The organism is Providencia rettgeri (genome assembly GCF_023205015.1).
GTDB classification, from domain to species: Bacteria; Pseudomonadota; Gammaproteobacteria; order Enterobacterales; family Enterobacteriaceae; genus Providencia; species Providencia rettgeri_E.
Genome location: NZ_CP096258.1, coordinates 2,464,461 through 2,480,376 on the forward strand (window position 1 = coordinate 2,464,461; position 15,916 = coordinate 2,480,376).

A 15,916-nucleotide genomic window follows, 5' to 3' on the forward strand; every position below is an offset into this window, starting at 1 on the left:
GCGCCACCCTGAGAAATTTTATCGATTATTGCCCCAAACGATAGTTTGGAGATTCTTTCGTGATAGTAACATCATGGACGTGGCTTTCTTGGATACCGGCTCCACTGATACGAACAAACTCTGCTTTTGTCCTTAATGCATCAATAGTACCACAACCTGTCAGCCCCATACAGGAACGTAAACCACCCATTTGTTGATGAATGATTTCTTTTAAACGGCCTTTATACGCGACACGGCCTTCAATCCCTTCTGGCACTAATTTATCTGCCGCATTATCCGATTGGAAGTAGCGGTCTGACGAACCTTTAGACATCGCACCAAGTGAGCCCATACCACGATATGCTTTGTAAGTACGGCCTTGGAATAAAATAGTTTCTCCAGGAGACTCTTCTGTTCCTGCGAACATTGAGCCGACCATCACACAGGCTGCGCCTGCTGCGATAGCTTTAGAGATGTCGCCTGAGAAACGAATACCACCATCCGCAATAACAGGAATACCCGTACCTTCAAGTGCTTCTGCCGCTTCTGCAATCGCTGTGATTTGCGGTACACCTACACCTGTTACGATACGAGTGGTACAAATAGAACCCGGACCAATACCCACTTTAACTGCGCTAACACCTGCATCTGCTAAGGCTTTAGCCCCTTCAGCTGTTGCAACGTTACCGCCTATGATTTGTAATTCAGGGTATTTTTGGCGGGTTTCACGAATACGTTGTAATACGCCTTCTGAATGGCCATGTGATGAGTCAATTAATAAAACATCAACGCCAGCGGCCACCAGTGCATCAACACGCTCTTCATTTCCTGCACCAGCACCAACCGCAGCACCAACACGTAAACGGCCTTGCTCGTCTTTACACGCGTTTGGTTTACGTTCTGCTTTTTGGAAATCTTTTACGGTGATCATCCCTAACAAATGAAAGTTATCATCGATCACTAAGGCTTTTTCAACACGTTTTTCATGCATTTTTTGTAAAACAATTTCACGTGCTTCACCTTCTTTGACGGTCACTAAACGCTCTTTTGGCGTCATCACAGCAGTAACAGGTTGGTCTAAATCTGTCACGAAACGGACGTCACGGCCTGTAATGATACCGACTAACGAGTTGTCTTTAGCAACAACAGGATAACCCGCGAACCCATTACGCTCAGCCATTTCTTGCACTTCACGAATGGTCGTATCTGGCGTTACGGTGACAGGGTCAGTAACCACACCACTTTCATGCTTTTTCACACGGCGAACTTCTTCCGCTTGGCGCTCGATAGTCATGTTTTTATGGATGAAGCCAATGCCACCTTCTTGTGCCAATGCGATAGCAAGATCAGATTCAGTGACAGTATCCATGGCTGCAGAAAGCATAGGGATGTTCAGGCGGATGTTTGCAGTCAGTTGAGTTGATAAGTCTGCAGTATTTGGTAATACCGTTGAGTGTGCAGGAACGAGTAAAACGTCGTCGAAAGTTAGTGCTTCTTTTTTAATGCGTAACATAGGCAATATCCCACCAGGCAGCGTTATGGAAAGGTATAAAATATTGCCGCGGCATTATACACACCGAAAACGGTTGCTTCCAGCGTTTTTTTGAAAAAAAACTTGATAACTCTTATGGCTGCGTTAGTATCTATCGATTAAGTCATTGTTTTAAAATTTGATCTGGCTCACATGTCGACATCACAAAATAGCGCAATTTACTCTGTTAGCAAGCTTAACCAGACAGTTCGAGAACTTCTTGATAACCAAATGGGTCGTATTTGGCTAACCGCAGAAATTTCTAATTTTTCGCAGCCAAGTTCAGGTCATTGGTATCTCACCTTAAAAGATGATCGGGCTCAGGTTCGTGCAGCCATGTTCCGTGGGCAAAATGCGCGAGTCACTTTCCGCCCTCAGAATGGCCAACAGGTGTTAGTCAGAGCGACCGTCACCTTATATGAGCCGCGAGGCGACTATCAATTAATCCTTGAAAGCATGCAGCCAGCTGGTGAAGGCTTACTACAACAGCGTTTTGAGCTATTAAAACAAACGCTAAGCGCACAAGGCTTATTTGATATTATTCATAAAAAACCGCTCCCTAGCCCTGCTAAATCTGTCGGTATCATTACCTCAGCAACGGGTGCGGCACTGCATGACATTTTAAATATTTTGCGTCGTCGTGACCCTTCCCTGCCTATCATCATCTACCCAACGGCCGTTCAAGGTGAGATGGCGCCAGCACAAATTGCTCGAATGATTGAGCTAGCAAACCTACGTCAAGAATGCGATGTGTTGATCGTCGGTCGCGGTGGCGGCTCACTTGAAGATTTATGGGCATTTAATGAAGAAATCGTTGCTAGAGCCATTTTTTCTAGTCAACTGCCTATAATTAGCGCTGTTGGCCATGAGACCGATGTGACCATTGCCGACTATGTCGCGGACGTAAGAGCTCCAACCCCATCGGCGGCCGCTGAGCTTGTTAGCCGTAATCAATTGGAAATGCTCCGCCAGCTAAAATCAGCGCAGCAACACCTTGAAATAGCGATGGATTACTATATAGCAGGTCAACAACAAAGATTTGCTCGTTTGCATCATCGCCTACAACAACAGCACCCGCAATTGCGGTTGGCGAGGCAACATAACCAACTCAATCTATTGCAGCAAAAGCTGACGCAGTCGATGACGCGGCAACTACAAAGTTCAACGGCTAAATTTGAAAAAGTTAATCGTCGTTTACTGCAAAATGATTTGCGTCCTCAATTGCAAAAACAGCAGCGTCAGTTGCAGCAGACACAGTATCATTTGCAGAATATGGTCACGAGTTTGGTTAATAGTTACCGCCAACGTTTCGCAGTGGCTTGTTCGAAAATGGAAGCGGTTAGCCCATTAGCGACCCTAGCTCGCGGGTTTAGTATAAGTGAAACCGCTAAAGGCACCGTGTTGAAAAAAACCAGCCAAGTGAAAGTTGGTCAACCACTGAGAACTCGCCTTAATGATGGCTGGGTTGAAAGCCAAGTCACCCACATTGAGAAGGTTAAAGCCAAAAGAGTATCGAAATAATTATTTTATCCACTTATCTCGATAAAAATAACGAGATAAGTGGTGTTAAATTTATATGTTGATTAGAAACGCACCTGTCCACCTATCATATAGGTACGCCCTCTACCCGTTTCGTTATTTCGTCCTCGTTCTTCCATAATTGCACCCGAATTTGCACGATTTAATGCATCGGTATAGTTTTTATTTGTCACATTGTTAATGGTCATCATCAACTTAACGTTTTTATTGATTTCATAATCTGCATAGACATCAACAATAGTAGGCTGTTTTTCATATTTTTCCGTCATTGCATCACCATTTTGGTCGGCATCAAGAATTGGGCTAATCCGCTTAGACGGCCCTGTCCACGTTATCGTTGAACCCAGTGTCAGCTTTTCATCCAGCAAACGCACACCTGAGTCTAATGTTAGGTAATAGTCGGGTAATTGCGTAAAGTCTCCAGCACTAAATGCAGAGGTACTATTAATAGAAACCGGTTGTTTCCCTGACTCTTTGGTATAGGAAATCATTGAGTAAAATACTCCTGCATCATAGTTGGCTTGCAATTCATACCCTCGCAGATTCACATTTCGGTGGTCATTCACATACATTTCTGCTCGCTGAGACATGGTTGGATTCTCTTTATCCCATACATCATCATTGACTAAACACCAATCAAATTCATCCTGTGGATTGGAACGACAAAGAATGAAAGCCTTACTTGTGATGTAATCTTTAACCTGAGTATGAAACCACAATGCTTTCAGATTAAATTGGTCGCCCTCCACCACTAAATCAGGTTTTAAGCTATTAAAGCCAACCTGCCACGTTTTCGATTTTTCACCTTTAAGAAATGGATTCATGCTCTGACCACCATTTGAGGAGAAAAAAGCTTCTTGTGAATTTGGCGCTCGCATTGAATGAGCATAGCTAACAAAGGGTTGGAATTCAGGAATAGGTTGCGCGGATAACAAGATACCCGGGTTAATACCGCTATCTTTAATATTCAGATTACTGGCTTCTTGAGGAAAACATTTCTCTGTTGCATCACACTCAGGTTTATAGCCCTTCACATTATAATTGAGGTAATTAAGGTCAAATACCGCTGTATAAATATCATACTTTGCTTCAAATTGAGTATATAGGCTCGCGATATCTTGTTTTCCACTTGGCGCAAATGGATTGTTGATCTGAGTGTTTGGATCTTCAACTGGCTGAGCAACTTTACTGTATTTGGTTTTCATTAATTTCGAGCCAACTTGCTATTTATAATCCACATCTCCATAAGAAAAATGGCTTGTATTGGATAAATTAATACTATCGGATTTATTTTTAGAGATGGCATCTCTATATGCACCACCAATAGGATCACCTTGGAGTTTTTGCTCATTATTTCCATGGCTTGCCAATATTTCCACATCAATTAATTCATTTAATGGGGTGTATTTATATTTAAGATAATAATCATCACTGTTAATCTTTCTGCTGGTTAGTTTATTTTGCAAGAAACGACCACTGAATTCTAATTCATGGCTGTCATTCGGTTTATATTTTAACTTTGCCAATTGAGATTGTGGCTTTTGTTTGAATGAGGGATCTGTGGCAAATTCATCACTATCAAACCCATCGCCATTCTTATAACTACCAGGAATATTATGACCGCTAATTGCAATTAAACCACCAAAGTAGCCATCATCTTGTAATAATGTCTTCCCCGCAACCGCAACCATCCCGTTATAACCGAGGCCATTATCTCCCCAGCTAGCTTTACTACGCAGGCCATATAAGTTGTTGTTGAAAATCACATCATCAATACCGATAGTACGAAAATTTGCACTCCCCGCTAACGCATTTACGCTGTTACTCCCATTCAGTTGCCCTTTCTCTACTTCCACAGCCACTATAAAGTTAGGATCTATTAATGAGCCAAAATCATTACTTGGCTGCATTCCGTGTGTGTACTTACTTGGGGAATTACCATAATAACTTTGCATGATACCATCAACCATCATATTCACGCGACCAAAACCACTTAACCCGCGAATATTCACGTTAACCGTTCCTTGGCTAGCATCCATTTGCGTATAAGTCCCAGGCATGGTGCGGATTATTTTATCCATCGACTGCAATTTATTTTCTGTACCAACCGCGCTATAAGCACCCGGTTTTTCCAATGCTTTGACTAATGGCGTTTGTTTCTGCGCACCCGAAACTTTTAATTGGCTAAAATTAACCACACCCTCTTTCTGCTTATTTTGCTGCTGTGTATTTTCAGCCAAAGCAATCCCTTGGTAGCTAGTCGTAATAATACCAGCAACCATAATTATTGTTTTATTATTCATTAAACCATTCCTGTAAACGTACTGTGTGTCATACGCTCACACTGCTAACACAGAGCAAATAAAGCCTGTGAAAAGGCTCAACAACAATGTCATTAATATTGTTGTTGGCCTGAAATAACCTAGTTTTTATAGGTTAATTATTATTTTAAATAAGGGAAATATTTATCTTTATTTTCAAGCATAAGAATAAAACTATATTCTTGGGCAATATCATCTAATGCATTAAAGCGGCCCGATTTACCACCATGCCCTGCATTCATATTCGTTTCTAATAATAATAATGAGTTGCCTTGCTTAATATCTCGCAATTTAGCCACCCATTTTGCAGGTTCCCAATATTGAACTTGTGAGTCATGTAGCCCTGTCGTCACTAAAATATGTGGGTAATGTTGTGCTTTGATATTATCATAAGGGCTATACGCTTTAATTCGCCAGTAATCTTCTTCATTTTCAGGGTTACCCCACTCATCGTATTCCCCGGTGGTCAGCGGAATTGATGGGTCTAACATTGTGGTCACTACATCCACAAATGGAACCGCGGAAACAACCCCCTCGTATAAATTAGGTGCCATGTTCACTACAGCGCCCATTAATAAGCCACCCGCACTACCCCCCATGGCATACACATGTCCTGCTTTACCATAACCTTCTGATAATAACCCTTTGGTTGCATCAATAAAGTCAGTAAATGTATTCATCTTGTGGATTGTTTTGCCTTGTATGTACCAATTTTTACCTAAATCACCACCACCACGAATATGTGCAATCGCGTAAACAAAACCACGATCCAGTAAAGACAAACGAGATGAGCTAAATGAAGGATCAATGCCATACCCATAAGCGCCATAACCATAGACTAACAATGGATTTTGGCCATGTTTGAAGAGTTCTTTACGATAAACCAAGGAAACCGGAACTTTTACTCCATCTTGTGCGGTAACCCAAATACGCTCACTTTGGTAGTTTTGCTTATTAAAATCTTTAACTTCTTCTTGTTTTAAAAGCTGTTTTTCTTGAGTCAGCATATTAATTTCATATACTGAAGACGGTGTGGTCATTGATGAGTAGCCGTAGCGTAGTGTGTCTGTATCAGGCTCAGGGTTATTACTAATCCATGCCATATACGTTGGGTCATCAAAGCTCACTTGGTTTTCTTTATGCGTTAACCAGCTGATTTGGCGAATATTTACTAAGCCATTTTGGCGCTCTTCTACAACTAACCAATTATTAAATAAAGCAAAACCTTCAAGATCAACCCCATCACGTGGGGCTATAAAGCTTGCCCACGGCGCTGAAATATTATCTACAATATATAAACCAAATAATGGGTGTTGGTGATTAGAACGAATGTAAAGTTTACCATTGAAATGATCAGGATAGTACTCAACCCCAACTTGACGTGGTTTTAAGATTTTAGCGTCATTTTGTGGCTGATTTGCATCAATTAACCGATATTCAGAAGTTTCAGTACTCGTGATACCTATTAAAATAAAATCTTTTGACGTCGATTTCGCTAAACTAACGTAAAAAGTATCATCCTTTTCTTCATACACCAGTTTGTCTTGAGTTTGCTGTGTACCATATTGGTGCCTAACGACTTGATAAGGAAGCAATGTTTGCTTGTCCTTATTCACATAGAATAGCGTTTGGTTGTCATTGGCCCAAACAATATTACCTGATGTATTGGTTAACACATTTTCTTGCCACTCGCTCTCATCAATTTTGCGAAATGACACGACAAATTCATTACGCCCTTGGCGATCTTCAGCAATGGCAAGCGTGGTATTATCTGGCGAAATAGCTAATGCGCCCATACGATAATATTCAGTGCCTTCTGCACGTTCATTACCATCAACTAATACAACCCATTCACCCTGGCTATTTACCGGACGCCTTTCATAGATAGAGTAGTTTTTACCTGCAACCACTCGAGAGCGGTAAGTATAACCATTATAATTATAAGGAACTGATTCATCGTCCTGCTTCATACGTGAAAAAAGTTCATCGTAAATTTCTTTTTTTAACGGCTCACCTTTTTCAAGTTGTTGCTGCGTATAATTATTTTCTTGCGTTAAATATTCGATAACGTCTGGAGACTCACGCTGGTCATCTCTTAACCAATAGTAGTTATCAACACGGGCATCTCCGTGAGTGGTAATGGTATGAGGCTGTTTTTTGGCTATTGGCGCTGACATTCTTTCCTCCGCAGCACTCGTTGCTGCATATAAACCAAGTGATGTAATAAGACAAAACTCAGTGAGTTTATTACGCATAATTAATCCAATCTATTTTTCATTAAGAGTAAAATCAATAGGGATCCTGACTGTTACCCGCCCATTCATTAAAATTTCGGCCGGTGGTTCAGGCAACGGTGCTGCCCTTGATAACACCTGCAACGCTTCTCTATCCAACGACCGCGTTCCAGATGAATTCACCAAGTCGCTAGCAAGCAAAAAGCCTTGTGGATCAACCGTAAATGTCACGGTTGATTGACCAACTCGCCCTCGCCTTACGGCCTCTTCAGGGAACCGCTTGTATTTATTTAATTTCCCCAAGACTTGAGCTTCCCACAGCCGCTTCGCGTTATCTATCGATTGTGACTGGCTGTTAAACTCTGCGGCAACTTTCTGAGTCTGTCGTGGTGCTGCCGCATCACTGGTGACAGGAGCATCATTGGCCTTTGAATCAGTCGCTTGTTTTTGTTCAACCGTCTGTTTTTCACGCTTTTGTTTTTTAACTTCAACTGTTCGCTGTTTACTCACCGCCTTAGCCACTTGCACTTCTGCCTGCTCATTGACAGCCAATGGCGGTATAATCTTTTCCTCTGATGGCATTTCATGGGCCTGACTTGCCACCGATAACTCTTGTAACTGACCAATGTTAACTTCCGTTAGCTGCTCCGCTTGCGATTCAATCGAAATCTCCATAACCACGGATGGCGGTGGCAATAACTCTTCCCATTGTTGATTGTGAGTTACCCAGATATACACCCCAACAACCACAACATGAAGAGCGATTGCCAATGCGAACCACCCACTCATCTTTGTCGTTCGCTTTAAATATTCATTTTCAAATGTTGTTATGCTCATTTTTATCTTACATACTTACGTACTCTCACATAAACGCAAATGATAATTAATAACAAATGAAAATGGAAATCATTTCTTAATGAAAATAAAGATTACTTCACAAAATTAACTTTTTTGAAATCATTAGGTTGCTATTATTTAGTCATCATTTAGGTGTATACCACACAAAATCCGCATGTAAGTGGTCTATTTCTTCCCCTCTTTCCGAAATAATTAACACTTTCATTGGTTCATCAGGGGCGAGATCTTGCACATGCAAGGGGACACCAATAGCCCTTGTTGCATGGTAGCCACCGGCGAACAGAAGCGCTGGTGTAGGCGCATTTAATAACGACTCTGCCATACGGCGGTCACGCAGCTGCTGTATAAATGTCATTTTTTCGACTTGTTCAGGCGTCAGTTCTCCACCATGCGAACTTTCAATTGTTTTGCTGATAAGTTCTTGAACAATAGGTTGAGTAGAATACTGCCCCGTTATCGATGACGGGTTAGCATAGGCGAAAAGCACCTCTTCTTTATCTAAATTTGCAGACAGTAGTGGATAAGGTGAGCTCAGCAAATGGCGGATTAAAGCCCCATATTGTTCCCAAGGCCAGCCAGTATTCCAATTTAAGGCAGACTGTAACTTTTCGTCACGAATATAGGGATTACTTTGCATCTGTGCCTGCACACGGCTCACGCCTTTTTGCTGTGAAGGTGTCAACATCTCAAGTAGGATCGCACCTTGAGGCCGTATTTTAGGCATTTCTTGTGCAAGCCACTGCTCAATTTGGTGGTGATAATGGTTATCATGTTTTTCGCCCACAATCACGCGTGGAGATTGAGCAAGCTGCTCAATTAATTGCTGAGGTGTTAAAGACTTACCTGTTGCTAAGTCAATAATTTGGTTACTAACTGTTAGTTGGTTATCTAATTGTACGGTTGTCGGTTCAACTTTTTGTGTACAACCAATAAGAAAGAATAACCCAACCATCAAAGTGGCTATTCGAGAGGTCAATCTAATTGAAATCATTATGCTTTCCGTCTTGTGTAGTCAAACCCACAAGATACAGATAATGAGAATCATTTTCAATAAAAAAGGCCACTATGAAACCATAGAAGCCTTTAAAAGAGACTAACTAAATTACCCGTTAGAGAGGATTTGTTTGAGCCTCAACAACCGCTAAAGCAACCATATTCACGATACGGCGTACCGACGCAATTGGTGTCAAAATATGCACAGGTTTCGCAACACCCATCAACACTGGCCCGACAGTCACACCATCAGAGCTAGTCACACGCAGTAAGTTATAACTAATACGTGCGGCTTCCATATTTGGCATTATTAATAAATTTGCTGAACCTTTTAATGGGCTATCAGGCATCACATCTTTACGGATAGACTCAATTAATGCGGCATCCGCATGCATTTCACCATCAATTTCAAGATGTGGGTCACGGGCTTTGATCATCGACAGCGTATCACGCATTTTTTGTGCTGAAGCACAGTCTGAAGAACCAAAGCTAGAACGCGATAACAGAGCTACTTTTGGCTCAATACCAAAGCGACGTACTGTATCAGCAGCCATTAATGTGATTTCAGTTAGCTCTTCCGGTGAAGGGTCTTCATTGACATAAGTATCTGCAATGAATGTATTCCCCGTTGGCAGTAATAATGCGTTCATTGCACCAGCGGTGTGCACACCTTCGCGGAAACCAAACAGTTCTTTAACCACTTCGTAGTGTTCGCCATAACTGCCGACAGTACCACAAATCATCCCGTCAGCTTCACCACGTAACACCATGATCCCACCAATTAGGGTTGGGTTATTAATCACTGCACGGCGCGCCATTTCTTGGGAAACACCACGACGTTTCATGATTTGGTAATATTCTTGCCAATACTCTTTATAACGCGGGTCATTTTCATTATTGACCACTTCAAAATCTTTACCTAACTCAATATGTAGGCCAAGTTTTTGAATACGCATTTCAATCACACTTGGGCGCCCAACTAAGACTGGGAAAGCTAAACCTAAAGAAACCAGCTCTTGAGTGGCATGTAATACACGTTCCTCTTCCCCTTCGGCTAAAACAATGCGTTTTTTCGCAGTCTTCGCTTGGGAGAAAATTGGCTTCATAAATAAGTTTGTTTTATAAACAAATTGGTTTAATTTTTCGATATAAGCATCGAAATCTTCAATTGGACGTGTTGCTACCCCTGAGTCCATTGCCGCTTTAGCCACAGCAGGTGCGATTTTAACAATCAAACGTGGATCAAATGGTTTCGGAATAATATATTCAGGGCCAAAGAATAGATCTTGGTTGCCATACGCAGAGGCGACTTCTTCGCTTTGCTCTGCCAATGCCAGGTCTGCAATGGCATACACACAAGCCAGTTTCATCTCTTCATTAATCGTTGTTGCGCCAACGTCTAGCGCACCGCGGAAAATGAATGGGAAACATAACACGTTATTAACCTGATTTGGGTAATCAGAGCGACCGGTACAAATGATGGCATCAGGACGAACTTCTTTTGCTAACGGTGGCAAAATTTCGGGCTCAGGGTTAGCCAATGCTAAGATCAGTGGATCTTTTGCCATGGTTTTCACCATTTCTGGCGTTAAAAGACGAGGCCCCGAACAACCTAAGAAAATATCTGCATTAGGGATCGCATCCGCTAAAGTGCGCTGACCGTTATCGTCAATTGCATACGCGGCTTTAGTCACATCCATGCGCTCGTCACGGCCTTTATAAATCACCCCTTTTGAATCACAGACAGTGATATGTTCGCGTTTCAACCCTAATGCGACTAATAGATTCATACAAGCGATTGATGCTGCCCCTGCGCCAGAAACCACTAGGCGAACATCACCAATCTCTTTTTTGACAATCCGTAACCCATTAATGACAGCGGCAGTACAGATGATCGCCGTTCCGTGCTGGTCATCATGGAATACAGGGATTTTCATCCGCTCACGGAGTTTTTGTTCAATATAAAAGCATTCTGGTGCTTTGATATCTTCTAAGTTAATACCGCCAAACGTCGGCTCAAGAGATGCTATGATATCCACGAGCTTGTCTGGATCGGTTTCATCAACTTCAATATCAAAGACATCAACGCCAGAAAACTTTTTAAATAGTACACCTTTCCCTTCCATGACGGGCTTACCAGCCAATGCACCGATATTCCCTAACCCAAGGACAGCAGTACCATTAGACACCACCCCGACAAGGTTACCTTTAGCGGTGTAACGATAAGCTTTAAGTGGGTCATCTGCAATTTCAAGACATGGCACTGCAACACCTGGTGAATATGCTAATGCGAGGTCTCTCTGGGTTGTTAGGGGTTTAGTTGGGGTAACCGTAATTTTCCCAGGATGTGGAAACTCATGAAAATCAAGAGCACTTTGTTTTAATTTATCATCCATCGTCAAGTCCTTTCAATATAAGTAAGGTAAGAGCGATAACAGTATAAACACATCTCACTAGCAAATCATGATCATACCTGCAATTTCCAGAAAAATCTTTCAGTTACAGCCTTTCAGCGACAATAGAGTTAGCCCACTATTAGAGTAAAACGTAATCACTTTAATTATTTTTCATGCTATCGCTATATCTTTTTAATTTATCGTTAATTTCATGATGGTAATATATATAAATAATTAATTACCTAACAACACTGTGTAATTCCGTTTTAAAATCACCCCCTTAATATTAATTTAAATATTAGATATGAATTTCCTTATTTTAATGTATTATCGACAAACGCCTTACTTTACCAATATGGCTATAGGAATTAATTAAATAAGTAATATTAATAATATAGCACACTAGTTTTATAATTATTAATATACCAATTAAACATAATGAATATATTGAAATCAAATTATCTATTTTATAGGAATACCTAAATAGGCTTTGGCGTTTGAGACATAAAAAAGGAACCCTCTATGTCTAAATATACAGTAATGATTATTGATGAGCACCCGATTATACGCTTGGGATTGCGTCAGCTCATAAATACTGATACACACTTTAGTATTACAGCTGAGTGCGCTTGTTGTTACGAAGCCCTCAGTATAGCAAGGCACCTACAACCTAATCTCATTATCATCGATACCAATATTCAAGGTATTAAAACATTTGAAACCATGCGATTACTTCGCAAACACTGCAATGATAGTTACTTACTAGTGTTATCGGCTTCAACAATTAAAACAGATATATATGGTGCTATTGATGCTGGTGCACAAGGTTATTTATTGAAAAGCAGTGAACTTGACATGTTATTTTATAGCATGAAAAAGGCTTCTAGAGGGCAATTGGTTTTTAGTGAAAAAATATATCAACATCTTATTTCACGTCATAATTATAATGACCCGCTATCAGCACTGACGAAACGAGAATCTGAAATTTTACATGAAATGGCTGTGGGCTTAAAAAACCGTGAAATATCTAATTTACTTTTTATTTCAGAGGAAACCGTTAAAGTTCATATTCGAAATATTCTTAAAAAGTTACGCGTTCGCTCTCGTCTCGAAGCTAGCTTAATTTATATGCGGTCAAGATAATTTTGTCTAATATACTAATTGTCGAGGTTAAATCATATAGATTTTAATTATAAGGTTATTATATATTTCTCAAGTTTGGGCTAGATCCCAAGTGATTTTTGCCTCATTATGTAAGAGTTATCGCTAGTTTTTTGAGGAAAATCATATGCCCAACACACCTAATGCGCCTTATATTATGTACGGAATTAAAAACTGTGACACCATTAAAAAAGCACGCCGTTACTTAGAAGACAATGGCATTAACTATCAATTTCATGATTATCGCGTTGATGGTATTAGCGATGAATTACTTTCTACTTTTATGAAACATATTGATTGGGAAGTGTTAGTCAATAAGCGAGGAACAACGTGGCGTAAACTGACTGATGATGAAAAAAATGCAGTTGTTGACGCAGACAGTGCAAAAAAAGTACTACTTGCAGAGCCTGCCATGATCAAAAGGCCCGTACTTGTTTCGCCAGATAACCAATACTTAGTTGGGTTTAACGCTAATGACTACCAAAACTTCATTCGATGAACAGGTAAATATGATGGATTGCCCCGTTATTCAGCTTGCCAAAGAATTAATTACTCGCCCTTCTATCAGCCCTGATGACCAAGGCTGCCAAGCAATACTGACCGAGCGCTTAAACCAACTTGGTTTTACTGTTGAACCCATGCATTTTGGTGACACATTGAATTTTTGGGCACACCGAGGTACTCAGGGGCCAACCCTTGCATTCGCAGGTCATACCGATGTTGTGCCGGCAGGCAATAGCGAAAATTGGCAGACGCCACCGTTTACCCCAACAATTATTAATCAACATTTGTATGGCCGTGGTGCTGCTGATATGAAAGGCTCAGTCGCAGCAATGGTTGTCGCTGCAGAGCGCTTTGTTAAGAAACACCCTCATCATCAGGGAAGATTGGCATTTTTAATCACATCTGATGAAGAAGCAGCTGCGTTGGATGGCACAGTTAAAGTTGTTGAAACATTAATGGCACGTAATGAGCGCGTTGATTACTGTTTAGTCGGTGAGCCGTCAAGCCAATCGCAATTAGGCGACATCATAAAGAATGGACGAAGAGGCTCAATTACCGCAAATTTAACTATTTTGGGTACACAGGGACACGTTGCCTATCCACATTTAGCGGACAACCCGGTGCACCGCTCAACCGCTTTTTTGCAAGAGCTCACCTCAACTATCTGGGATAACGGCAATGAGTTCTTCCCTGCCACCACCATGCAAATTGCCAATATTCATGCAGGTACTGGGGCAAGTAATGTGATCCCTGGTGAGTTATTTGTTCAATTTAATTTTCGTTTCAGCACAGAATTGACTGACACACAGATACGTGACAGGGTCACTAATATGTTAGACCGCCATGGCCTTACATACAAAGTTGAATGGTCATTATCTGGGCAGCCATTTTTGACTGAAAAACAAGAGCTTGTCACTGCAACTCTGCAAGCAGTTCATGAACTGACAGGTCTTAACGCAGAGCTATCAACAAGTGGTGGAACTTCGGATGGCCGTTTTATCGCCCAAATGGGAACTCAAGTGATTGAGCTTGGCCCATTGAATGCCACCATTCATAAAGTTGATGAATGCGTTAGCGTCAAAGACTTGCAACAACTGGCTTTAATTTATGAACGGGTCATGGAGTTATTGTTATTATGATCACCATCGCAATGTTAACGGGCCGTTCAACTGACCACTTAGTGACGCTTGGCGGCTCTCACCGCCTACAGTTTAATGCCACCAAAGCATTTTTAGCCATGCAACAAGCGGCGGCAAAAGCGGGTTTCAAGTTACAATCAGCAAGTGCATTTCGTGATTTTTCACGTCAACAGTTAATTTGGAATGAAAAATTCACCGGCCTCCGCCCTGTTCTTGATGCACAGAGCCAACCTCTAGATATTACAGCCCTTTCTGAAGGTGAGCTTTGTGAGGCGATTTTGCATTGGTCTGCCTTACCCGGTGCAAGCCGTCATCATTGGGGAACCGAAATAGACGTGTATGATCCTTTACGTATCCCTGCAGGGCAAACATTGCAGTTAGAACCTTGGGAGTATGAAACTGGCGGCTACCTTGCTGAACTAAATCACTGGCTCACGGATAATATGGCAACATTTGATTTTTATCGCCCTTTTACTGCCAAAAATGCAGGGGTCGCCTATGAACCTTGGCATATTAGCTACTGGCCGTTATCCCATGAAGCTGAACAGCTATTGACGCCAGAAGTGATTAGGCAAGTTCTAGAACAAGAGGATATTTGCGGGAAAAACTGGTTAAACAGTAACTTAGATTATGTATTCGAACGCTATATTAGAGTTCCTGAATAACCCCAAAGTTAGCAAAGCAACTTCTATCACGCCTCATAGACTACATGACATAATTTATGAGGCTTTTTTATTTTTAGTCGAAATTTGTTCATCAACAACGGGAAGTCGATACATAAAAATAAGCAGCCAACACAACAGTGCCAATAAGCCAATTTTTAACCATACATAACTAACAACCCAGATTGATAATGAAAAAGTGAGTATTATCAATATAATTGCTTTGGGTTTTGCCCCTTTAGGTAGCCCTCTGTGCTTTTGCCAATGACGGATATACCCCCCAAACCAAGAGCGGTATAATAACCAATGATGAAAGCGTGGAGATGAACGAGAAAAGCACCATGCCGCCAGCAATAAGAAAGGCGTAGTCGGCAAAACCGGCAGAACGACGCCGGCAAATGCCAGCGCAACAGCTAACCACCCAATAACAATGAGGAACAATTTTTTCAAAATTACTCCTCCTCTCTAATAGATAAATTAAATGGTAAAAACCGCATAAAATTTGTGGTAACTCATAATAATATCAATGGTATACTCTAATGGTAAACACGCTTAATGAAAAGTCGCTTTTGCCTGTTGGAATGATTATTACTAGCAAT

The 15,916-nt window shown here is 41.2% G+C and carries 11 protein-coding genes and 1 pseudogene; 5 read left to right on the forward strand and 7 right to left on the reverse strand.

What is annotated here, in order from left to right:
- Nucleotides 1-25: 25 nt before the first annotated feature.
- Nucleotides 26-1,492, reverse strand: coding sequence for an IMP dehydrogenase (gene guaB / locus M0M83_RS11310; protein WP_125891118.1), 1,467 nt, complete (start codon nt 1,490-1,492; stop codon nt 26-28).
- Between the two features lie 171 nt (nt 1,493-1,663).
- Between guaB and xseA the strand changes: the two genes are divergently transcribed.
- The gene (xseA, locus tag M0M83_RS11315; protein WP_248466598.1) at nt 1,664-3,031 is read left to right on the forward strand and encodes an exodeoxyribonuclease VII large subunit; all 1,368 of its coding nucleotides are present in this window, start codon (nt 1,664-1,666) and stop codon (nt 3,029-3,031) included.
- 62 nt (nt 3,032-3,093) lie between these two features.
- Here the strand turns inward: xseA and M0M83_RS11320 are convergent.
- The 5 genes and pseudogenes from M0M83_RS11320 to maeB form a co-directional block, all read right to left on the reverse strand.
- Nucleotides 3,094-5,352, reverse strand: a pseudogene (locus M0M83_RS11320) (TonB-dependent receptor domain-containing protein).
- A gap of 140 nt (nt 5,353-5,492) precedes the next feature.
- On the reverse strand, nt 5,493-7,625 hold the full coding sequence (locus M0M83_RS11325; protein WP_248466599.1) for a S9 family peptidase: 2,133 nt from the start codon (nt 7,623-7,625) through the stop codon (nt 5,493-5,495).
- 12 nt (nt 7,626-7,637) lie between these two features.
- Nucleotides 7,638-8,441 (reverse strand): energy transducer TonB family protein, encoded by an 804-nt coding sequence (locus M0M83_RS11330; protein ID WP_213912630.1) that lies wholly within the window; start codon nt 8,439-8,441, stop codon nt 7,638-7,640.
- 145 nt (nt 8,442-8,586) lie between these two features.
- Nucleotides 8,587-9,453, reverse strand: coding sequence for a ChaN family lipoprotein (locus M0M83_RS11335; RefSeq protein ID WP_213912629.1), 867 nt, complete (start codon nt 9,451-9,453; stop codon nt 8,587-8,589).
- Nucleotides 9,454-9,571: 118 nt separating this feature from the next.
- On the reverse strand, nt 9,572-11,851 hold the full coding sequence (gene maeB / locus M0M83_RS11340; protein WP_213912628.1) for an NADP-dependent malic enzyme: 2,280 nt from the start codon (nt 11,849-11,851) through the stop codon (nt 9,572-9,574).
- A 522-nt stretch (nt 11,852-12,373) separates the two neighbouring features.
- Here maeB and M0M83_RS11345 point away from each other — a divergent pair.
- From M0M83_RS11345 to M0M83_RS11360, 4 genes are all read left to right on the forward strand, one after another.
- Nucleotides 12,374-12,994 (forward strand): LuxR C-terminal-related transcriptional regulator, encoded by a 621-nt coding sequence (locus tag M0M83_RS11345; protein ID WP_125891124.1) that lies wholly within the window; start codon nt 12,374-12,376, stop codon nt 12,992-12,994.
- A 145-nt stretch (nt 12,995-13,139) separates the two neighbouring features.
- Nucleotides 13,140-13,511 carry an ArsC family reductase gene (locus tag M0M83_RS11350; RefSeq protein WP_248466600.1) on the forward strand — a complete coding sequence of 124 codons (372 nt, stop codon included), beginning with the start codon at nt 13,140-13,142 and terminating at the stop codon, nt 13,509-13,511.
- Between the two features lie 13 nt (nt 13,512-13,524).
- A complete protein-coding gene (gene dapE / locus M0M83_RS11355; RefSeq protein WP_248468448.1) occupies nt 13,525-14,655 on the forward strand; it encodes a succinyl-diaminopimelate desuccinylase in 1,131 nt (376 codons plus the stop codon).
- Nucleotides 14,652-15,320 carry a M15 family metallopeptidase gene (locus M0M83_RS11360; RefSeq protein ID WP_125891125.1) on the forward strand — a complete coding sequence of 223 codons (669 nt, stop codon included), beginning with the start codon at nt 14,652-14,654 and terminating at the stop codon, nt 15,318-15,320. The genes dapE and M0M83_RS11360 overlap by 4 nt, the downstream gene beginning before the upstream one ends.
- 54 nt (nt 15,321-15,374) lie before the next feature.
- On the opposite strand, the gene M0M83_RS11365 is transcribed toward M0M83_RS11360, so the two are convergent.
- Nucleotides 15,375-15,767 (reverse strand): DUF454 family protein, encoded by a 393-nt coding sequence (locus M0M83_RS11365; RefSeq protein WP_102139840.1) that lies wholly within the window; start codon nt 15,765-15,767, stop codon nt 15,375-15,377.
- Between the last annotated feature and the right edge of the window lie 149 nt (nt 15,768-15,916).

Excerpts from the sequence above, each read along its gene's own strand:
- guaB (WP_125891118.1), bottom strand. The coding sequence starts at position 1,492 with ATGTTACGCATTAAAAAAGAAGCACTAACTTTCGACGACGTTTTACTC.
- xseA (WP_248466598.1), top strand. The coding sequence starts at position 1,664 with ATGTCGACATCACAAAATAGCGCAATTTACTCTGTTAGCAAGCTTAAC.
- M0M83_RS11325 (WP_248466599.1), bottom strand. The coding sequence starts at position 7,625 with ATGCGTAATAAACTCACTGAGTTTTGTCTTATTACATCACTTGGTTTA.
- M0M83_RS11330 (WP_213912630.1), bottom strand. The coding sequence starts at position 8,441 with ATGAGCATAACAACATTTGAAAATGAATATTTAAAGCGAACGACAAAG.
- M0M83_RS11335 (WP_213912629.1), bottom strand. The coding sequence starts at position 9,453 with ATGATTTCAATTAGATTGACCTCTCGAATAGCCACTTTGATGGTTGGG.
- maeB (WP_213912628.1), bottom strand. The coding sequence starts at position 11,851 with ATGGATGATAAATTAAAACAAAGTGCTCTTGATTTTCATGAGTTTCCA.
- M0M83_RS11345 (WP_125891124.1), top strand. The coding sequence starts at position 12,374 with ATGTCTAAATATACAGTAATGATTATTGATGAGCACCCGATTATACGC.
- M0M83_RS11350 (WP_248466600.1), top strand. The coding sequence starts at position 13,140 with ATGCCCAACACACCTAATGCGCCTTATATTATGTACGGAATTAAAAAC.
- dapE (WP_248468448.1), top strand. The coding sequence starts at position 13,525 with ATGGATTGCCCCGTTATTCAGCTTGCCAAAGAATTAATTACTCGCCCT.
- M0M83_RS11360 (WP_125891125.1), top strand. The coding sequence starts at position 14,652 with ATGATCACCATCGCAATGTTAACGGGCCGTTCAACTGACCACTTAGTG.